22 protein-coding genes are annotated in these 19,400 nt (G+C 64.5%); 12 read left to right on the forward strand and 10 right to left on the reverse strand.

The window, feature by feature from the left end; all coding sequences use genetic code 11:
* Window positions 1-134 precede the first annotated feature (134 nt).
* On the reverse strand, window positions 135-2,948 hold the full coding sequence (secA, locus tag KHP60_RS07055; RefSeq protein WP_213563035.1) for a preprotein translocase subunit SecA: 2,814 nt from the start codon (window positions 2,946-2,948) through the stop codon (window positions 135-137).
* Window positions 2,949-3,197: 249 nt separating this feature from the next.
* On the opposite strand from secA, the gene KHP60_RS07060 reads away from it, so the two are divergent.
* The gene (locus tag KHP60_RS07060) at window positions 3,198-4,091 is read left to right on the forward strand and encodes a peptidylprolyl isomerase (RefSeq protein WP_213563037.1); all 894 of its coding nucleotides are present in this window, start codon (window positions 3,198-3,200) and stop codon (window positions 4,089-4,091) included.
* A gap of 300 nt (window positions 4,092-4,391) precedes the next feature.
* Here KHP60_RS07060 and KHP60_RS07065 read toward each other — a convergent pair whose 3' ends face one another.
* The gene (locus tag KHP60_RS07065) at window positions 4,392-4,604 is read right to left on the reverse strand and encodes a hypothetical protein (protein ID WP_213563039.1); all 213 of its coding nucleotides are present in this window, start codon (window positions 4,602-4,604) and stop codon (window positions 4,392-4,394) included.
* A 164-nt stretch (window positions 4,605-4,768) separates the two neighbouring features.
* Here KHP60_RS07065 and argJ point away from each other — a divergent pair, with 164 nt between their 5' ends.
* Window positions 4,769-6,010, forward strand: coding sequence for a bifunctional glutamate N-acetyltransferase/amino-acid acetyltransferase ArgJ (argJ, locus tag KHP60_RS07070; protein WP_213563041.1), 1,242 nt, complete (start codon window positions 4,769-4,771; stop codon window positions 6,008-6,010).
* 11 nt (window positions 6,011-6,021) lie between these two features.
* Here the strand turns inward: argJ and KHP60_RS07075 are convergent, their stop codons facing one another.
* Window positions 6,022-6,399 (reverse strand): hypothetical protein, encoded by a 378-nt coding sequence (locus tag KHP60_RS07075; protein ID WP_213563042.1) that lies wholly within the window; start codon window positions 6,397-6,399, stop codon window positions 6,022-6,024.
* Between the two features lie 158 nt (window positions 6,400-6,557).
* On the opposite strand from KHP60_RS07075, the gene KHP60_RS07080 reads away from it, so the two are divergent.
* Together KHP60_RS07080 and KHP60_RS07085 are read left to right on the forward strand one after the other, a co-directional pair.
* Window positions 6,558-6,968 carry a (deoxy)nucleoside triphosphate pyrophosphohydrolase gene (locus KHP60_RS07080; RefSeq protein ID WP_213563044.1) on the forward strand — a complete coding sequence of 137 codons (411 nt, stop codon included), beginning with the start codon at window positions 6,558-6,560 and terminating at the stop codon, window positions 6,966-6,968.
* A gap of 8 nt (window positions 6,969-6,976) precedes the next feature.
* Entirely contained in the window at window positions 6,977-7,903 is a 927-nt protein-coding gene (locus tag KHP60_RS07085; RefSeq protein WP_213563046.1) for a DMT family transporter, read from the forward strand.
* Here the strand turns inward: KHP60_RS07085 and KHP60_RS07090 are convergent.
* The 4 genes from KHP60_RS07090 to KHP60_RS07105 all read right to left on the reverse strand — a co-directional run bounded on the left by KHP60_RS07090 (window position 7,887) and on the right by KHP60_RS07105 (window position 10,903).
* The gene (locus KHP60_RS07090; RefSeq protein ID WP_213563048.1) at window positions 7,887-8,321 is read right to left on the reverse strand and encodes a thioesterase family protein; all 435 of its coding nucleotides are present in this window, start codon (window positions 8,319-8,321) and stop codon (window positions 7,887-7,889) included. The two genes, KHP60_RS07085 and KHP60_RS07090, sit on opposite strands and share 17 nt — an antisense overlap.
* A gap of 8 nt (window positions 8,322-8,329) precedes the next feature.
* On the reverse strand, window positions 8,330-9,478 hold the full coding sequence (locus tag KHP60_RS07095) for an iron-containing alcohol dehydrogenase (protein WP_213563050.1): 1,149 nt from the start codon (window positions 9,476-9,478) through the stop codon (window positions 8,330-8,332).
* Between the two features lie 97 nt (window positions 9,479-9,575).
* Window positions 9,576-9,941: a DUF427 domain-containing protein gene (locus KHP60_RS07100; protein WP_213563052.1), complete on the reverse strand. Its 366-nt coding sequence runs from the start codon at window positions 9,939-9,941 to the stop codon at window positions 9,576-9,578.
* Window positions 9,942-10,018: 77 nt separating this feature from the next.
* Entirely contained in the window at window positions 10,019-10,903 is an 885-nt protein-coding gene (locus tag KHP60_RS07105; RefSeq protein WP_213563054.1) for a methyltransferase domain-containing protein, read from the reverse strand.
* Window positions 10,904-11,229: 326 nt separating this feature from the next.
* On the opposite strand from KHP60_RS07105, the gene KHP60_RS07110 reads away from it, so the two are divergent.
* The 4 genes from KHP60_RS07110 to KHP60_RS07125 are packed head-to-tail and all read left to right on the forward strand — an operon-like array spanning window position 11,230 to window position 13,691.
* The gene (locus KHP60_RS07110) at window positions 11,230-12,012 is read left to right on the forward strand and encodes a ComF family protein (protein ID WP_213563056.1); all 783 of its coding nucleotides are present in this window, start codon (window positions 11,230-11,232) and stop codon (window positions 12,010-12,012) included.
* Window positions 12,013-12,063: 51 nt separating this feature from the next.
* Entirely contained in the window at window positions 12,064-12,321 is a 258-nt protein-coding gene (grxC, locus tag KHP60_RS07115) for a glutaredoxin 3 (protein ID WP_213563058.1), read from the forward strand.
* A 15-nt stretch (window positions 12,322-12,336) separates the two neighbouring features.
* Window positions 12,337-13,200, forward strand: coding sequence for a carbon-nitrogen hydrolase family protein (locus tag KHP60_RS07120; protein WP_213563060.1), 864 nt, complete (start codon window positions 12,337-12,339; stop codon window positions 13,198-13,200).
* Window positions 13,201-13,244: 44 nt separating this feature from the next.
* Entirely contained in the window at window positions 13,245-13,691 is a 447-nt protein-coding gene (locus KHP60_RS07125; protein WP_213563062.1) for a DUF1178 family protein, read from the forward strand.
* A 6-nt stretch (window positions 13,692-13,697) separates the two neighbouring features.
* Here KHP60_RS07125 and KHP60_RS07130 read toward each other — a convergent pair whose 3' ends face one another.
* Window positions 13,698-14,021: a helix-turn-helix transcriptional regulator gene (locus tag KHP60_RS07130; protein WP_213563064.1), complete on the reverse strand. Its 324-nt coding sequence runs from the start codon at window positions 14,019-14,021 to the stop codon at window positions 13,698-13,700.
* Between the two features lie 46 nt (window positions 14,022-14,067).
* On the opposite strand from KHP60_RS07130, the gene KHP60_RS07135 reads away from it, so the two are divergent.
* Together KHP60_RS07135 and KHP60_RS07140 are read left to right on the forward strand one after the other, a co-directional pair.
* On the forward strand, window positions 14,068-14,541 hold the full coding sequence (locus KHP60_RS07135; RefSeq protein ID WP_213563066.1) for an SRPBCC domain-containing protein: 474 nt from the start codon (window positions 14,068-14,070) through the stop codon (window positions 14,539-14,541).
* A 70-nt stretch (window positions 14,542-14,611) separates the two neighbouring features.
* Window positions 14,612-15,145 carry a metallophosphoesterase family protein gene (locus KHP60_RS07140; protein WP_213563073.1) on the forward strand — a complete coding sequence of 178 codons (534 nt, stop codon included), beginning with the start codon at window positions 14,612-14,614 and terminating at the stop codon, window positions 15,143-15,145.
* Window positions 15,146-15,154: 9 nt separating this feature from the next.
* On the opposite strand, the gene KHP60_RS07145 is transcribed toward KHP60_RS07140, so the two are convergent.
* On the reverse strand, window positions 15,155-16,345 hold the full coding sequence (locus KHP60_RS07145; protein WP_213563076.1) for an MFS transporter: 1,191 nt from the start codon (window positions 16,343-16,345) through the stop codon (window positions 15,155-15,157).
* A 113-nt stretch (window positions 16,346-16,458) separates the two neighbouring features.
* On the opposite strand from KHP60_RS07145, the gene KHP60_RS07150 reads away from it, so the two are divergent.
* Both KHP60_RS07150 and nhaA read left to right on the forward strand, forming a co-directional pair.
* Window positions 16,459-17,364, forward strand: coding sequence for a LysR family transcriptional regulator (locus tag KHP60_RS07150; protein ID WP_213563078.1), 906 nt, complete (start codon window positions 16,459-16,461; stop codon window positions 17,362-17,364).
* A 99-nt stretch (window positions 17,365-17,463) separates the two neighbouring features.
* Complete coding sequence (gene nhaA / locus KHP60_RS07155; RefSeq protein WP_213563081.1) at window positions 17,464-18,678, forward strand: Na+/H+ antiporter NhaA; 1,215 nt, start codon at window positions 17,464-17,466, stop codon at window positions 18,676-18,678.
* Here the strand turns inward: nhaA and ubiG are convergent.
* Window positions 18,651-19,379 (reverse strand): bifunctional 2-polyprenyl-6-hydroxyphenol methylase/3-demethylubiquinol 3-O-methyltransferase UbiG, encoded by a 729-nt coding sequence (gene ubiG, locus KHP60_RS07160; protein ID WP_213563083.1) that lies wholly within the window; start codon window positions 19,377-19,379, stop codon window positions 18,651-18,653. The two genes, nhaA and ubiG, sit on opposite strands and share 28 nt — an antisense overlap.
* Window positions 19,380-19,400 lie beyond the last annotated feature (21 nt).

Below are 19,400 nucleotides of genomic sequence, written 5' to 3' on the forward strand. Positions count from 1 at the left end.
ATCTTACCCCCTGCAGCCCCGGAGATCTGCAGGTGCAACGGAGGTAGAGAGCGAGATCGACGCCGAGCGGGGCATCACAGCAAAAAGCCCGGCGGGATGGCCGGGCCTTTCATTGTTCGGGTGTCTTCGGCTTTTTAGGCCACGAACTGTCCGTGGCAGTGCTTGAACTTCTTGCCTGAGCCGCAGGGGCAAGGCTCGTTGCGGCTGACCCGACCCCAGGTGGAGGGGTCGTTCGGGTCGCGGGACGAGGACGGATCCATTTCGGCGGCAGCGGCGGCAAAGCCGAGGGCCGAAGTGGCTCCGAGGGAGTTGCCCTGGGCCAGATCGAACTCGTTCTCGCCGGTGGCAGGATCGAGATGCTGGGCGAACATGGGCGGCAGACTCTGCGGCTCCGGCTGCTGGAATACCACCTGGATGCGCATGAGCTGGCCCGTCACCTGCTCGCGCAGGTGGCCGATCAGGGCATTGAACAGCTCGAACGCCTCGGACTTGTACTCGTTCAGCGGATCGCGCTGGGCAAGGCCGCGCCAGCCGATGACCTGCCGCAGGTGGTCGAGGGTCACGAGGTGCTCGCGCCAGAGGTGATCCAGGCTTTGAAGCAGAACCTGCTTCTCCACGTAGTTCATGACCTCGGACGTGTTGGCCTCGACGCGCTGGGCGTAAGCCTCGTCGGCCGCCTTGGTGATGCGCTCGCGGATCTCATCGTCGGCGATGCCCTCCTCCTTCGCCCATTCCTCGACCGGCAGATCGAGGTTGAGGAAGTTGACGACGTTCTCCTTCAGGCCGGCCACGTCCCATTGCTCGGCATAGGCGTTTTCCGGAATGGCGCGGGAGACGATATCCTCGATGACGCCGTGGCGCATGTCGTCGATGGTCTCGCGCACGCTCTCTTCCGCCATGAACTCCTTGCGCTGCTCGAAGACGACCTTGCGCTGGTCGTTCATGACGTTGTCGTATTTCAGGATGTTCTTGCGGATGTCGAAATTGCGCGCCTCGACCTTCGCCTGCGCCCGCTCGATGGCCTTGTTGATCCACGGGTGGATGATGGCCTCGCCTTCCTTCAGGCCGAGCTTCTGCAGCATGCCGTCCATGCGGTCGGAGCCGAAGATGCGCATCAAGTCGTCCTGGAGCGACAGGTAGAACTTGGAGCGGCCCGGATCGCCCTGGCGGCCCGAGCGGCCGCGCAGCTGGTTGTCGATGCGGCGGGATTCGTGCCGTTCGGTCCCGAGCACGTAGAGGCCGCCGGCAGCCAGAGCCTTCTCCTTGAAGGAGGCGACCTCGTCGAGGATCTCCTTTTCGCGGCGCGCGCGCTCCTCGCCCTCGACGCCGGCAAGCTCGCGCTCGATGCGCATCTTGGCGTTACCGCCGAGCTGGATGTCAGTGCCGCGGCCGGCCATGTTGGTGGCGATGGTGATCGCGCCCGGCACGCCGGCCTGGGCGACGATGAAGGCTTCCTGCTCGTGGAAGCGGGCGTTCAGCACGGCGAAATGCCTGGTGCCCCGGCCTGCCCGGGCGTCCCGGTAGAGCGGCTCGAGCGCCTGCGGGTTCTCGAAGTCGATGAGGGTGTAGCCATCCTTGATCAAGAGGTCGGCCAGATGCTCCGACTTCTCGATGGAGGTGGTGCCGACCAGGATCGGCTGACCCTTGGCGGAGGCTTCCTCGATATCGCGAATGACCGCCTGGTAGCGCTCCTCCATGGTCCGGTAGACCTCGTCGTCGTCGTCGATGCGGGCGACGGGGCGGTTGGTCGGAATCTCGACCACCTCGAGGTTGTAGATCTCCATGAACTCGTCGGCTTCCGTCGCCGCCGTGCCGGTCATGCCGCCGAGCTTGGCGTAGAGGCGGAAGTAATTCTGGAAGGTGATCGACGCGAGGGTCTGGTTCTCGGGCTGGACCTGAACCTTCTCCTTGGCCTCGAGCGCTTGGTGCAGACCTTCCGAGTAGCGCCGGCCCTGCATCATGCGGCCGGTGAACTCGTCGATGATGACCACCTCGCCGTTGCGGACGATGTAGTCCTTGTCGCGCTGGAAGAGGGTGTGGGCGCGCAGCGCCTGGTTCATATGGTGGACGAGAGTGGCGTTCTGGGCGTCGTAGAGGTCACCCTCCTTGAGCAGGCCGATCTCCCGCAGCAGCGTCTCGATCTTCTCGGTACCCTCTTCGGTAAGCGCCACGGAACGCTGCTTCTCATCGAGCTCGTAATCGCTCTTGTTGAGGCGTGGGATCACCACGTCGATAGCATTGTAGAGCTCGGACCGGTCGTCGAGGGGACCGGAGATGATGAGCGGGGTGCGCGCCTCGTCGACCAGGATCGAGTCCACCTCGTCCACGATGGCGAAGTTGTGCCCCCGCTGGACCATCTGCGCCATCTCGTACTTCATGTTGTCGCGCAGATAGTCGAAGCCGTATTCGTTGTTGGTACCGTAGGTGATGTCGGCGGCATAGGCCTCGGCGCGCTCGGCATCGTCGAGGCCATGGACGATCACGCCGACGGAGAGACCCAGGAAGCGGTAGATCTGGCCCATCCACTCGCTGTCGCGGCGGGCGAGGTAGTCATTGACCGTCACCACGTGGACGCCCTTGCCGGCCAGGGCGTTGAGGTAGACCGGCAGCGTCGCCACCAGGGTCTTGCCTTCACCGGTACGCATTTCGGCGATCGAGCCCTCGTGGAGCACCATGCCGCCGATGAGCTGCACGTCGAAGTGGCGCTGGCCCAATGTGCGCTTGGCCGCCTCACGGACGGTAGCGAAAGCGGGGACCAGGATATCGTCCAGGGTCTTGCCGGCGGCGAGCTGGGCCCTGAAGTCCTCGGTGCGGGCACGGAGCTGCTCGTCGGACAGGGCCTCCAGCTCGGCCTCCATCGCGTTGATGGCCGCAACCTTCGGCCGGTAGGACTTCAGACGGCGATCATTGACCGAGCCGAAGATTTTCTTCGCGAGAGAACCGAACATCGAGAGCCTTCAGAATTCCAGAATGCACGAGAAAGGGGCGTTTGCGCCGCCTTATAGACCTAATTACGCCAGAACGCATCTTAAAGACTGTGCCCGAGTGGCGCAGCCTTAAGCCGGCCCGGAGGACCGTTCAAGACCCCGCGAGCGGCGATGCTGTGACATAAATATGCCATCACTTGCAAACGTAAACACATTCGGCCATCTGATCGTCGCTGTCCGTGGGCGATCACGCTCACCAGAGGAAACCACATGTCCCGCTCACTCACGTTCCGGAAGAGCCTTCTGACCCTCAGCGTCGCCCTGCCGTTCATGGCCGGGGCTGCCCTCGCCCAGACCCCTCCCGCGCCAGCGACATCCCCTGCGGTCGTTCCCGCCGTCGATCCGGCCAAGGTGATCGCCCGTGTCAACGGCGTCGACATCACGGAAGGGGATCTTGCCTTGGCCGCCGAGGACCCGGCCCTGCAGATGCCGAACGTTCCGGAAGCCCAGAAGCGCGATCTGCTGACCGGCTACATGATCGATCTGAAGCTCGGCGCCAAGGCGGCCGAGGCGGCCAAGGTCGGCAGCGGCGCCGAATTCGCCCGCAAGCTCGCCTACAACCGGGACAAGACCCTGCTCGACGAGTACCTCGACCAGGAGGCCAAGAAGGCCGTGACTCCGGAGGCCGCCCGCAAGCTCTATGATGAGACCGTCAAGAGCGTGCCCGCCGAACAGGAGGTCCGCGCCCGCCACATCCTGGTCGAGAACGAGGATGAGGCCAAGACGATCGCCACCCGCGTCAAGGGCGGCGAGGACTTCGCCAAGGTGGCCGGCGAGGCCTCGAAGGATCCCGGCTCCAAGACCGACGGCGGCGACCTGGGCTTCTTCACCAAAGACCGCATGGTCGAGCCCTTTGCCGAGGCCGCTTTCAAGCTCGAACCTGGCCAGATTTCCGATCCGGTGAAGAGTCAGTTCGGCTGGCACGTGATCAAGGTCGAGGAGAAGCGCGCCAAACCTGCTCCGACCTTTGACGAGACCAAGGACCAGGTCGAGACCTACCTTGCCCGCAAGGCGCAGCAGGATCTGATCATGGGTCTGCGCAAGAACGCCAAGATCGAGCGCTTGGACGACAAGGGCGACCTCGTCGAGCAGAAGCAGCAGTAAGGTCTTGGAGTTATGACATGGACGGGGCGGCCCTTGAGGCCGCCCTTTTCGTTTCCAGTGTCATTCCCCCTTGCGGGAAGGGATTGAGGGCAGGGGTCGTAAAGTCAAAGCGCTGCGCTGAAACAAGTCTGGCGAAACAATACCGACCACGTCATCACCGGCCCTGTGCCGGTGATCCCGATGGATTGAAGCGCTGAGCCCCACCATATCGGGATCGCCGGGACAGGCCCGGCCATGACGGGAAGGGCTCACCCAGCCGGACCACCCCACCCCTCCTCGCAAGGGGGAGGGAAAAACCCGTCACTTGTTCTTCCGCCCCATCCGGTTCGGATCGACGCCGCCCTGGCGATTGGTCTGGTTTTCCACATCGCCTTGGAAAGTGGAGCCGCCATCGAGGTCGCGCGGGTCTTCGCCGGCCATGGTGGTGCCCTTCGAACGTCCGATGCCGGGATCGACCTCGAGGTCGCTGCGAGGACGTTCTTGCGGTTGCGTCTTAGGATGCTTGCCGGTCACAGGATGTCTCCATTGTTCTCGGATCGGGTCAACGACGGTATAGAACGGTCGTTCCGATGTTTTCGGCTCCTTCGCGGTGAAGCTTTGACTTGACAAAAAGCCTTAAAAAACCGCAGGTCGCGGCTCGCAACGTCGTATCCCAGCAGCTCTTTTCGAGTTCGTCCATGTCCAAGACCGTGTCTCCGCTCGCGCCCAAGTCTTTTCCGACGCTTCCCGCTATCGAGGGCGTCCGGATCGCAACGGCGGAGGCGGGCATCCGATACAAGAATCGAACCGACGTTCTCTACGTGACCCTTCCCAAGGACACGACCGTGGCGGGCGTGTTCACCCGTTCCAAATGTCCCTCGGCCCCGGTCGACTGGTGCCGCAAGAACCTCGCCAAGGGCGCGGCCCGGGCTCTGGTGGTCAATTCCGGCAATGCCAACGCCTTCACGGGTAAAAGGGGCGCGGAAGCCGTCAAGCTCACGGCCGACATTGCCGCCGAGGCGGCAGGCTGCCGGGCATCGCAGGTCTTCATCGCCTCCACCGGCGTGATCGGCGAGCCTCTCGATGCGACGAAGTTCGAGAACGTGCTCGCAGCCTGCGAGAAGAAGGCGAAGCCCACCGCCTGGCTCGATGCCGCCAAGGCGATCATGACCACCGACACCTTTCCGAAGGTGGCGACCCGCACCGTCAACCTCGGCGGCGTCGAGGTGACGATCAACGGCATCGCCAAGGGCGCGGGCATGATCGCCCCCGACATGGCGACCATGCTCTCCTTCATCTTCACCGATGCGCCCATCGCCGCGCCGGTGCTTCAGACCCTCCTGAAGAAGGGCGCCGACAAGAGCTTCAACTGCGTGACAGTGGACAGCGACACCTCCACGTCCGACACGCTGCTCTTCTTCGCGACCGGCGCGGCCGCCGCCAAGGGCGCGCCAGCGATCTCCCTGCCGAGCGACCGGCGCCTGAAGGAGTTCCGCGGCGCCTTGGAAGCGCTGTTGTGCGATCTTGCCCAGCAGGTCGCCCGCGACGGTGAGGGCGCACGCAAGTTCGTGACCGTGAAGGTGACCGGCGCTACCGGCGCGACCTCGGCCAAACGGATCGCCATGGCGATTGCCAATTCGCCGCTGGTGAAGACGGCGGTGGCCGGCGAGGATGCCAATTGGGGCCGCGTGGTCATGGCCGTCGGCAAGGCCGGCGAGCCGGCCGAGCGCGACAAGCTCGCAATCTGGTTCGGCGACATTCGCGTCGCCGTCAAAGGCGCCCGCGATCCGGAATACGATGAGGCCAAGACCTCCGCCTACATGAAGGGCGACGAGATCACGATCCGCGTCGATCTAGGATTGGGACGAGGCGAAGCCACCGCGTGGACCTGCGACCTGACCAAAGCCTATGTGGAGATCAACGGCGACTACCGGAGCTGATCGAGCTACGGTCAGGGAACGACGGTGATCTTGCGCTTGATCTTTATCCGCATCGGGCCGCCATACTGGTTCATGCCGACGAACGTGTACGCAAACTCATCCGGTCCCTGATAGCCGGGCTTGGCCATATAATAGGGCTTGAGGCCATCGACTCCTGCCCTGCCGATCTTGGGCTTCTGTGAGATGACCGTTTCGTTGAGCGCACCGGGAATCCCGTTGATGCTGAAAGCACAACCTTTGCCGGCCTTAACCGTCAGCTCGCCTTCAACCTCGACGATCTCGCCGTTGAAGTAAACCGGAGGACCTGAGCAGTCCTGCGCTGAAGCCAATCCTGTCCAAAGACTACAAGCGAGTGCGGCAGAAGTCGCGACAGGTATTCTTCGGATCATGAAAGCCCCTGATGATGTTGTAAGAGCAGGCTGCCCTTACGCCCCCAGGTTGCGTTTCAATGTTACAATTGTCAAGCTGCGCGAAATTGGTTCGCATTGGGGGTGAAGCAGGATATGAGAGCGGCCTCGCTCCATCCTAACAAGCGGCTCGATTACCCGTGTCTGCCATAAAGCTCACTCTCGTCGTAGCCGTCGCACTGATCGACACGGACAACCGCATACTTCTGGCCCAGCGGCCGGAGGGCAAGCAGCTCGCCGGCCTGTGGGAGTTTCCCGGCGGCAAGGTGGAGCCGGGCGAGCGGCCGGAGGAGACCCTGATCCGCGAGCTCCATGAGGAACTCGGCATCACCGTGAAGGAGCCGTGCCTCGCACCGCTGACCTTCGCGAGCCACCCTTACGAGACCTTCCACCTGCTCATGCCGCTCTATGTCTGCCGCCGCTGGGACGGCTTCGTGCAGCCGCTCGAGGGGCAGGCCCTGAAATGGGTCAAGGCGCAGGAACTGCGTTCCTATCCCATGCCGCCCGCTGACGAACCCCTGATCCCGTTCCTCGTCGATCTCCTGGTTTGAGGTCGCTCATGTCTGCCGCACCTGGAGAAGCCGTCGCGCTTCCCGCAGCTCCGACCCCGGGCTTCATGGCGGCGAACCTCCTCGCCTGCTCGATGCTGTGGTCCACCTCCTTCCTGTTCATCAAGCTGAGCGGAGACGTGAACCCCTTCGTACTGGCCGCCATGCGCGGCCTTGTAGGCGCGTCCGCTCTCATCTTGTGGTTCGCCACGCAGGCCAAGAGCATCCGCCCTGACAATGGCCAGTGGCACCATTGGGTGGTTCTCGGCGCCCTCAATGGCTGGATCCCGAACGTCCTCGTGGCTCATGCACTGACCCAGATCGGAACCGCTCCGGCGGCCATGATCCAGGCCTCGGGGCCGCTCATTGTCGCGGTTCTGTCGCATCTGCTCTTCACCGATGAGCGGCTGACCCCGCGGCGCTTCGCAGGCGTCCTCGTCGGCTTCGCGGGCATGGGTATTCTCATCGGGCCTGCGGCCCTGCCGGACAGCGGCGTCGGTGCCTGGGGGGCGCTGACCATGGTGGCGACCGCCCTCAGCTATGCCACCGCGAACCTGTACGTCCGCTCGATCAGGCATGCGGACCCGGCCCGCCTCGCTCTCGGTCAGCAGATCTGCTCCGGCATTCCGGCGACCGCACTGGCACTCGTGGTTGCAGGCCCTTCCGCCTTCGCAGCAGTGCCGGACAGCGCAGCTTCGCTGCTGGCGCTCGGCATCGTCTCGACCGCCTTGCCGATCCTGCTGTTCATGCGGCTCATCCGCCGCGCCGGTCCGACCAGGGCGTCGATGGTCGGGTATCTCCAGCCGGTCTGGACGGCGGTCCTTGCCGTCCTCTTCCTCAACGAGAGCATCGGCCTGCGCGAACTCGCCGGCGGCGCCGTGGTGCTGACGGGTGTGGCGCTGGTCTCTTTGAGCGGAAGACTCAAAGCAACTCGCTGAGCATGGCCCGCGTCTTAGGCGGGATCTCCACCGGCCGCTGGGTGCCCCGGTCCACATAGACATGAACGAAATGGCCCTGGGCCGAGGCCTGCTCGGCACCGCTTTTGAAGATCCCGATCCGGTAACGCACCGAGGAGCGCCCGAGATGGGCGATGGCGATCCCGGCTTCCAGCGCATCCGGAAAGGCGACGCTCTCGAAATAGGTGCAGGCCGATTCCACCACGAGGCCGATGACGGGGCTCTCGGCGATGGCGAGCAGGCCTTTTTCGATGAGCCATCCGTTCACGACGCTGTCGAAATACGAGTAATAATGGACGTTGTTCACATGCCCATAGGCATCGTTGTCCATCCAGCGGGTCGCGATGGGACGAAAGAGCCTGAAGGCGGAGCGGTCGGGACGCATGGGGCGATCTGACATGAGAGTTGTCACCAGGCCGCTTCGTAGATGGCGCGTGCATCCTCCAGGGTGAGCGGGCGCGGGTTGTTCACGAGAAGACGCGTCTGCTTCATGGCGTCTTCGGCCATCATCGGCATGGCATCCTGCGGAATGCCCACGTCACGCAGGCGCGGCTGAAGGCCGACCTTGGTGCACAGGATGGCGAGCGCCTCGACGAAGGCCGATCCCGTTGCGCGGCCTTCGAGCTCGGGAAAGGCATGAGGTGCAAGCTCCGCATAGGCCGCCTCGCAGGCGCTGGCGTTGAAGCGCAGCACGTGCGGCAGCACGAGCGCATTGGAGAGCCCGTGCGGAATGCCGAAATGGCCGCCGATGGGATAGGCCAGGGCGTGAACGGCGGCGACCGGCGAATTGGCGAAGGCCTGGCCCGCGAGCATGGAGCCGAGCAGCATGGCCGAGCGGGCCTCGATGTCGTGGCCGTGATGCACGGCGCGCTCGATGTTGCGGCCGAGCAGCCGCAGGGCTTCCTTCGCCAGCGCCTGCGAGACCGGATTGTTGTTGGGGCTCGTCGAGGTATAGGCCTCGATGGCATGAACCATCGCATCGATGCCGGTCGCAGCCGTCACATGCGGCGGCAGATTCACGGTGAGGTCCGGATCGAGCAACGCGATGTCGGGAATAATGATGGCCGAGACGACGCCCTTCTTCTCATGGGAGCCGGTGGTGACGATGGAGATCGGCGTGACCTCAGATCCGGTGCCGGCGGTTGTGGGAATGGCCAGCAGAGGCAGCCGCGGCCCCTTGGCGATGCCGACGCCGTAGATCTCGGGAAGTCTCTCATTGCTCGCAGCGAGAAGCGCCACGAGCTTCGCCACATCGATGGACGAGCCGCCGCCGAAGCCGATGACGGCCCGCGCCTCGAAGTCCCTCGCCTTCGCGACGCCCGCCAGAACCACGTCCTCGGGCGGATCGGCCACGACCGCATCGAACACGTCGACCGCGATGCCCGCCTCCTCCAGCACATGGAGAGCAGGCGCAATCAGCCCGGCCTTCACAAGTCCCGCATCGGTGACCAGGAGCACGCGAGGGCCGAGGCGCTGGGCCGCGATCTCACCCAGGCGCGCCATGCTGCCGGAACCGAAGATGAGCGAGGGGGCCGTGTTGAACGTGAAGGGCGACATGGGCTGTCCCAGGATGGGGGGGTTCCTCTGCGCCGGAGATTGCCTCGGGCTTGGCGGGCGAGCAACCCGCCTCCGCTTCAGCCATTAGGACAAGAGGCTAGTCCTCGAATTCCTCGATCGCATCCATCTTCTCCGGATAGAAGGCCAGATGCTGCTTGATGGCGGCAACGGAGGGAGCAGGCTGCTCGTAGCTCCAGGCCGCATTCTCCCGCACGAGCCCGCCGCCGTTGACGGTGAAATACGACGCGTCGCCTTTATAGGGGCAATGGGTGCTGTGATCGGTGGAATCCAGCAGATCCATGTGCACGTCCTCACGGGGGATGTAGTACACGGGCGGGAGGGTCGCCTCCTGCAGGGTCAGGGACTGAGTCGTCTCGGCGACAATGAAGCCACCGAGCATGACCCGGATGCGATGCGGGTTCTTCGTGATGGTGATCGGATGATCCGGGCCGGGCTCTTTCATGGGTCTACAGCTTTCCAGAGAGATCTCTGGAGAATGAAGATAGGGCGATCCGGGTGCAGCCCAAGGCAGGATGAGAATCACTTCTTGTCGAGCCGGGGCGCAGGCGCCCCTTCCTTGACACCCAGTGCATCGGCCAGGCGTGTCTTGGCGGAGCCGGGACGCAGGGGCTTCTGCTGGCTCTCGTGCGGCGACCAGCCGGACAGCCAGACGATCTCGAAGGTCGCCGGAATGCGGCCATCCGCATCGCCGAACCGCTCCGCATAAATCTCCGCCGTCCGCATCAGAATCGCGCGCCGCAGCGGGGTTTTGCGCCGGTCATGCAGGGCGTTGGTCAGTCCCATCCGGCGCAGGTCCTGCATGAGCGCGAAGGCATTGGCATAGCGGACTCTGACGACGTCCGAATCGGTGACCGGCAGGGCAAAACCCGCGCGCTGCAGGAGGCCGCCGATGTCGCGAAGGTCGGCAAAAGGCGCCACGCGGGGGCTCACGCCGCCCTCGATCTCGGCTTCCGCCTGCGTCAGGGACTGGCGCAGCTCGGTCAGGGTCGAGCTGCCCAGAAGTGCCCCGATGAACAGGCCGTCGGGCTTGAGCGCGTGCCGAATCTGGATGAGCGACCCCGGCAGATCGTTGACACTGTGCAGGGCCAAAAGCGACACCGCGAGATCGAAGCGCCCGCCGGAAAACGGCAAGAGTTCCTCGTCTCCGACAATGCTCCCTGCCTCCGGCACCGGCGACAGGCGGATGACCGTCTCGACGCGTGCGCTCCGGTGCAGCACCTCGGCGGCAATCGACGTGGGAGTGCCCACATCGAGCGCAAGCGAAAAGGTCCGCAGGACCGTAGAGAGCCGCTCCTCCAGATCCTCGACGGCGCGGACCAGGAGAAAATCGGCATAGCCTTGGCTCAGCGCACGGGCCAGCCGGCGGCGGACGAGGGGGCGGTCGAAGACGAGAGGCGTGTTCATGAGGCGCTGGATATGGCGTGAGCCAGGCCGAGAACCAAGAGTTTTTTGACCGGGACGCTTCTTCCCCACCCCCGCTCGTGAGGGGTTAAGGGCGGGAGACGCAAGGTCGGAGCACCGTGCTTCATCGATGACCCAAGCCACCCTTCCACGTCGCCACCGACCTTGTGCCGGTGATCTCGACCCGAAAGGCTTGACGCTTCATAGAATCGGGATGGTCGGGATAAGCCCGGCCATGACGGGAAGGTTTCACCCAATCGCATCCCTCTTCCAGCAATGGGAAGAATAAGCGCTTCGTCCTTCGAGCCTCCTTCGGCTAAGCTTCGCCCATGAGCGAGCCCGTCGAAGTTGAGTCAGCCTCCTTGAGCCCTCGCTTCCGCTCGGGCACACGGGAGGCATGGCGCTTGGCCCTCGGCCTGCTCTATCCGCCGACCTGCATCGCGTGCCAGGCCGCCACTGGGGAGCCCCATGCCCTGTGCGCCGCCTGCTGGTCGAGCATCCGTCTGATCGAGCGGCCCTTCTGCGAGCGGTTGGGATTACCCTTTGCCGTTGATCTCGGCCAGCCGCTCCTCTCGCCCGCCGCCATCGCAGATCCGCCGGTCTTCGGGCGTGCCCGGGCCGTGGCGGAATATGACGGGACCGCGAGCCTGCTCGTGCATCGCCTCAAATATAACGATCGTCTGGAGCTCGCCCGTGCCATGGGCAGCATGATGGCCCGAGCCGGCGCGGAGCTGCTGGCCGATGCCGACGTGATCGTGCCGGTGCCCCTGCATCGCTGGCGGTTGTGGTGGCGGCGTTTCAATCAGGCGATGGCCCTCGCCAAGGTGGTCTCGTGCGAAAGCTGCGTGCCCTGCGATCCCTTCCTGCTCGCCCGTATCAAGCGCACTCGCCGTCAGGTCGGGCTCACCAAGGCGCAGCGGCAGGACAACCTCCAGGGTGCCTTCCGCGTCCCCATCGAGGCGAAGGCAAGGCTCGAGGGCAAGCGGGTGCTTCTCATCGACGACGTGCTGACGACAGGCTCAACGGCCAATGCGGCTTCGCGGGCCCTCCTGCGCGGAGGCGCCGCCTCGGTGGATATTCTGGCCTTTGCCAGAGTTGTCCAGGAGTTGTGATGGGAGCCTGAGGCTTCCTATATCCTGGCCATCAAAGGAGAACTCTCTGTCATGCCGTCCGTCACGATCTATACCAAGGGCTGGTGCCCCTATTGCTCGGCCGCCAAGAAGCTTCTCGGCGACAAAGGTGTCGCCTTCACCGAGATCGATATCGAAAAGAAGCCGGAAGCCCGGGCGGAGATGATCCAGAAGGCCAAGGGCCGCTCCACCGTTCCGCAGATTTTCATCGGCGAAAAGCATGTCGGTGGCTGCGACGACCTGTATGCTCTTGATGACAGGGGCCAGCTTGAGCCTTTATTGCAGGCCTGACGGAGACCAGAATTCATGACCTCGACCCGCTTCACCGCCGCGTGCGTCCAGATGCGCTCCGGGCGCGACGTCCTCAAGAACCGCGATGATGCGGTCGCCCTCGTGCGAGAGGCCGCGTCGCAGGGTGCGCATTTCGCCCAGACGCCGGAGATGACCTCCCTCGTGTGCCGGGACCGGGCGGAGCTGTTCGAGAAGGTCGGGCCTCAGGCGCAGGACCCTGTTCTCGCGGCCCTGCGCGAGGTGGCGCGGGAGCGGGGCATCATGGTCCAGATCGGCTCCATCGCCGTCAAAGAGGGCGACAAGGTCGCCAACCGCGCCTTTCTCATCGGCCAGGATGGCGAGGTCATCGCCTCCTACGACAAGGTCCACCTCTATGACGTGGACCTGCCGAACGGCGAGAGCTGGCGCGAATCGGCCACCTATACCGGCGGTGCCTCAGCCGTGGCCGCCGAGACGCCCTGGGGCTATCTCGGCATGACGATCTGCTATGACGTGCGCTTTGCCGCCCTCTACAAGGCGCTGGCCGAGAACGGCGCCTCGTTCCTCTCCGCGCCGGCCGCCTTCACCAAGCAGACCGGCGAGGCGCATTGGCACGTGCTGCATCGGGCGCGGGCCATCGAGACCGGCTCCTTCATGATCTCCGCCGCCCAAGGCGGGCTGCATGAGGACGGTCGCGAGACCTTCGGCCACTCCGTGATCATCGATCCCTGGGGCCGGGTGCTGGCGGAAGGCAGCACGGAGCCCGGCGTGTTCCTGGCCGAGATCGACACCGGCCTCGTCGCAGAGGTGCGAGGCCGCATCCCCACCCTCAAGAACGCCCGCCCCTTCAAGGTCGAGGTCGTTCCCACCATCGAGACGGATCGGGCGGCCAGCGCCTGATCCCCTTCCCTTTCCGAACCTGAATCCTTAAGTCTCACCGGGACATGATCAAGTATGCCCTGGCCTGCGAGCAGGCCCATGAGTTCGAGAGCTGGTTTCCGTCGAGTGAGGCGTTCGAGACGCAGCGCAAGCGCGGTTTCGTGACCTGCCCGTTCTGCAACTCGGCCAAGATCGAGAAGCAGATCATGGCCCCCTCCGTGGCACGTACGGACAAGGTCCCGATGACACCCGCGCCGGAGGCCCAGCCCGTCGCGGTTCTTTCCGAGCGGGAACAGGAGTTGCGCGCCGCGCTGCGGGCCCTGCGTGAGCACGTGTTGAAGAATGCCGAGGATGTCGGCAAAGGCTTCGTCGAGGAAGCGCGCAAGATGCATTACGGTGAGACGGAAGAGCGCTCGATTTATGGCAAGGCGGATCTCGCCGAAGCGCAAGCGTTGCTCGAAGAAGGCATCGACGTGCTTCCCCTGCCTATCGTCCCGGACGACCGGAACTAGAGCAGTTCAGCCCTCCAGATCCGTCTTCAGCCGGTCGAGCACCTCCACCGCCCGGCCGGCATAAGCGCCGATCCAGCGGTCGTAGATATGCTTGATCGGGAGCGGATTGAGATGGTTCCATCGCTCACGCCCCTCTCGCTTGACGATCACGAGATCCGCACCTTCCAGAACCCTCAGATGCTGCATCACGGTGCAGCGGTCGAGCGCCGGGAATCGGGCGCACAATTCGCCCGTGGTCTGCGGCCTGTCTTTCAATGCATCGAGAATGTCGCGGCGGATCGCGGCCGACAAGGCCTTGAAGACTCGATCACTTTCGTCGCCGCTTGACATGTTATGTTTTTATAACATGATGGCGTGACATGCAAGGAGACCGGCCATGGAGCTGACGTTCAAAGTGTCTGCCCGGATTGCGAAACCGGTGGCCGAAGTGTTCGAGGCCATCGCCAACCCCTCCGAGCTGTCGCGTTACTTCACGACGGGGGGCGCCAAGGGCCGTCTGGAGACCGGAGCAACCGTCATCTGGGATTTCCATGATTTTCCAGGAGCGTTCCCGGTCTGGGTCGTCGAGGTGGTGCCCGAGAAGCGGATCGTCCTGCAATGGGAGGCCGGCGACGAGCCTTCGAATGAAGCAAACGCCTCGGGCCGGTACAAGACGACCGTGACGATCACCTTCGAACCGCTCGACGGTGGACAGCGGACCCTGGTCTCGATTGCGGAGGAAGGCTGGCGCGAGACGGAGGCCGGTCTGAAATCATCCTATGGCAATTGCCAGGGCTGGATGCAGATGCTCTGCGCGCTCAAGGCCTACAAGGAACACGGCATCAACCTGCGGGACGGCATGTTCAAATAGGCGCCATCGGAACGAGACCTCGCCGTTCCGGCTTATGCCTGCTCTGACACGGCAAAACAGGGCAGGCCTCTTGGCGGTTTTCTTCACCAGCGACACCCATTTCGGGGATCCCCGGGTGCTGCGGATCGACAAGCGTCCGTTCAAGACGGTTCCCGAGCACGATGCCGCCCTCATCTCGAGATGGAACGAGGTCGTCTCGACCGAGGACGAAATCTGGCATCTGGGCGACTTCGCCCTGCATGTGCGGCCCGAGCGTGTCGATGAATTGCTCGGCCTTCTCAACGGCCGGAAGCACCTGATCACCGGCAACAACGATGGTCCGGGAACGCTTGCGGCGAAAGGCTGGGAGAGCGTTCAGGCCTATGCCGAACTCATGCTCGACGGCCATGCCCTGGTGATGTGCCATTACGCCTTCCGAACCTGGAAGAACATGGGCCGTGGCTGGATCGACCTGCACGGCCATTCCCACGCCAAGCTGAAGCCGCAGACGCGCCAGTTCGATGTGGGCGTGGATGCCTTCGACTACCGTCCTGTCACCCTTGAAACGATCTTGGCCTCCCGGACGCGACGCCGGAAGGCCAGTGCTGACATGGCATCTGACTGAAAGAAGCTGTCAGATAGACGCTTTCACAGGCTTCCATTCCATCGCTGCCTCGGCACGATCGAGCCTGCGGCTCCACAGCGCCAGGAGAAGGCCGGAGGCGGGCAGCACGGCCGCGATCCAGGTGACGGATCCCAGACCGGGGCCGTGATCGATCACGAAGCCGCCGAGCCAGGCCCCGAGAGCGTTGCCGAGATTGAACGCCGCGATGTTGAGGCTGGATGCGAGGCTCTGGCCGGCACCATCGGCCTTTTCCAGAACCCACATCTGCAGCGGCGGCACGGTCGCGAAGGCGGCGGCGCCGAGCACGCCCACGAAGGCGACGGCAGCGACCTTGTTGTGGATGCCGAGGGTCATCGCGGCGAGGACCACGGCCAGCAGGCCGAGGGATCCCAGCAGGGTTACCATCAGCTGGCGGTCGGCGAGCTTGCCGCCCAGAAGATTGCCCAGCACCAATCCGCCGCCGAAGACCAGCAGGATCGGCGAGACGGCGTTCTCCGAGAAGCCGGTGATCTGCGTCAGGATCGGCGCGATATAGGTGAAGACCGCGAAGACGCCGGCATAGCCGAGCACCGTGGTGAGAAGCCCGAGCAGCACGGGCCGGCGCGTCAGCACCTTCAACTCATCGGCGAGGCTGCCGCCTTCGACGGTCTCCTGGCGGTCTTTCGGGACGAAGAGCGCGATCACGGCGAGCGCCGCCACGCCGACCAGAGTCACGGCCCAGAAGGTGGCGCGCCAGCCATAGGCTTGGCCGAGCCAGGTTCCGAAAGGAACGCCGAGGATGTTAGCGACCGTCAGGCCCGTGAACATGATGGCGATGGCCGAGGCCTTCTTGTCGGCGGGCACGAGGTTCGTGGCCACGACGGAGCCGACACCAAAGAACGTGCCGTGGGCGAAGGCCGTCAGCACGCGGGCCGCCATCAGCGTCGCGTAATCCGGCGCAACGGCACAGGCGAGATTGCCGAGGGTGAAGACGACCATGAGCGCGAGAAGCACGGTCTTGCGCGACCAGCGGCCCGTAAGCGTGGTAAGCAGCGGCGCACCGACCACGACCCCGAGCGCATAGCCGGAAATGAGCAGGCCCGCCGCCGAGATCGAGACGCCGAGATCGGCGCTGACCTGCAGCAGCAGGCCCATGATGACGAATTCCGTAACGCCGATACCGAAGGCACCGGCCGTCAGCGCATAGAGAGCAAGAGGCATGAGAGACGTCCTTGAAAGAGCGGCATCGGCCGCGCTGGTGGCCGCAAGATGGACGCCAACTCGCTTATGAACTAGCCTGCCGGCAGGAACAGAATTTATGAATTGAACTCACAATGGCCCGGATGGACATCAACCGGTCCGGCGAGATGGAGGTCTTCGTCCGGGCCGTCGATCTCGGCGGCTTTTCCGCGGCCGCGCGCGCCTTGCGCATGACGCCCTCGGCGGTCAGCAAGCTGATCGCACGGCTGGAGGCTCGTCTCGGCGCCCGCCTCGTCAACCGCTCGACCCGCAAGCTCCAGCTCACTCCCGAGGGCGCAGCCTTCTACGACCGGGCGGTGAGCATCCTGGCCGATCTCGACGAGACCGAGCGCAGCGCCGCATCAGGCGCCGCACCGCGCGGGCGCCTCCGGGTGAACACGAACGTTCCGTTCGGCACCCATTACCTCATCCCACTCCTGCCGGATTTTCTCGAGAGGCATCCCGAGGTGAGCGTGGACGTCACGCTGACGGACACCGTGGTCGATCTGCTCGAGGATCGTGCCGACGTAGCCATCCGCGTCGGTCCGTTGAAGTCTTCGCAGCTTGTGGCGCGCAAGCTCGGCGAGAGCCAGATGATGCTGGTGGCCGCGCCCTCCTATCTGGACAGGCACGGCACGCCGCAAAGCCCCGAGGACCTGGCCCGCCACAACCTTCTCGGCTTCAGCTTCGCCCGCCAGAGCAACGGCTGGCCGTTCAAGGATCGCAGGGACAATGTCAGCGCCGTCGTGCCGACCGGCAATGCGCAGGTCAGCGACGGCGAATCGATGAGGCTCCTCGTGCTCACCGGCCTCGGCATCAGCCGCCTGTCCCGGTTTCACGTCGGGCCCGACGTGGACGCCGGACGGCTGGTTCCGGTGCTGGAGGCCTATAATCCCGGTGACACGGAAAGCATCCATGCGGTCTATGTCGGCGGCGGCCACCTGCCCGCCCGGGTTCGCGCCTTTCTCGATTATCTGGTCGAGACCGTCCGCCTCGATTGAGCAGAGTTGCTCCTGGTTTTGTCATTGGACGAACGCAGCGGCGGCCGCTTTACCCGAACCATTCGCCTCACACCCGGTTGAGGTCGCAGGGAGCCCTTCATGGATCAGCCGACAACCGACCTGAAGCCTCGACGGCGCATCTCGTTGATGCGCCGGTTCTTCGACAGCGAGGCCTCCGCCGGCATGATCCTCATGGGCGTGACGGTGATCGCCCTTGCGGTTGCAAATTCGCCTCTCGCCGACACCTATTTCGCCGTCCTGAAAACCTATGTCCTGGGCCTGAGCGTCCTGCACTGGATCAACGACGCGCTCATGGCGGTGTTCTTCCTGCTCGTGGGGCTCGAAATCAAGCGCGAGATGCTGGACGGCCAGCTCTCCACCTGGCCGCGCCGCATCCTCCCGGGCATCGCCGCTCTCGGCGGCATGATCGCGCCGGCCTTGATCTATCTCGCCATCACCCGGAACGAGCCGCAGCTCCATCACGGTTGGGCGATCCCGACCGCGACCGACATCGCCTTTGCCCTGGGCATGCTGGCGATCCTCGGCTCGAGGGTCCCGAAATCCCTCACCATTTTCCTGACCGCGCTCGCCATTCTCGACGATCTCGGGGCGATCATCATCATCGCGTTCTTCTACACCAGCGACCTCTCGCTTGCGATGCTGGGCGCGGCGGCCTTGTGCCTTCTGGTGCTGGTGGCCTTCAACCGGCTCGGGATCGTGTCACTGCTGCCCTATCTCGCTGTCGGCGCAATCCTGTGGTTCTTCGTGCTGAAATCCGGCATCCACGCCACCCTCGCGGGTGTCGCCCTCGCCCTCACGATCCCGCTTCATGCGAACCCGAAAAAGACCCGGGCGGAGGATGCGCCCCTCCACCGCCTGGAGCACGCTCTTCATGGCTGGGTCGCCTATGCGGTCATTCCGATCTTCGGCTTCGCCAATGCGGGCGTGTCCCTCTCCGGCCTCTCTCTGGATGCTGTCCTGAGCCCCCTGCCGCTGGGCATCGCCATGGGCCTCTTCATCGGCAAGCAGCTCGGCGTCTACGCCCTTTCCTATGGCGCGATCCACCTCGGCTTTGCCGACGTCCCCGCAGGAGCGACGCGCGCCCAATGCTATGGCGTCGCCCTGTTGTGCGGCATCGGCTTCACCATGAGCCTGTTCATCGGGGCGCTCGCCTTTCCGGATCAGCCGGAACTGAGCGACGCGACCAAGATCGGCGTGCTCATGGGCTCCGCCCTCTCGGCGCTCGCAGGCTATATCGTGCTCAGCCTCGCGCCGCGGGAAAAGCCTCACACCCGTGCGGCGAGAAGCATGTAGTTGACGCCCGTGTCGGACGAGAGCGACCACGTATCCCGCAGCGGGTTGTAGGTCACGCCCTTGAGATCATGGACGGCAAACCCCGCAGCCCGGATGGCATCCGTCAGCTCGTCGGGAGTGACGAACCGGTCCCATTCGTGTGTGCCCTTGGGCAGCCAGCCGAGGATGTACTCGGCTCCCACGATGGCGGACGCGAAGGAGCGCAGGGTCCGGTTGATCGTCGCCATGGCGAGGCACCCGCCTGGGTTCACCGCCTGAACGCAGGCGTTCACGAAGGCCTGCCGGTCCGCCACGTGCTCGACCACCTCCATGGCGAGCACCATGTCGAAAGTCTCGCCCCTGGCGACCACGGCCTCCACCGTCTCGTTGCGGTAATCGACCACGACCCCTGCCCGCTCCGCATGGAGCCGGGCGACGGAGATGTTGGTGGGGGCCGGATCGAGCCCGGTGACCTTGGCGCCCAGCCGCGCGAGCGGCTCCGACAGCACGCCGCCGCCGCAGCCCACGTCGAGGATCGTGATGCCTTCCAGGGAGCGGGCCGAACGCGGATCGCGCCCGAAGCGTCGGCAGGCCTCGTCCCGGATATAGGCCAGCCGCACCGGGTTGAACTTGTGCAGGACCTTCATGGCTCCCTTCGGGTCCCACCAGGTCTCGGCGATCTTCTCGAAGCGGGCGACCTCGGTCGGGTCGATGGTGGTCATGGGATCCTCCGCAAGAATGCC

This window comes from Microvirga sp. 3-52, from assembly GCF_018383585.1.
In the GTDB taxonomy this organism is placed as follows: domain Bacteria; phylum Pseudomonadota; class Alphaproteobacteria; order Rhizobiales; family Beijerinckiaceae; genus Microvirga.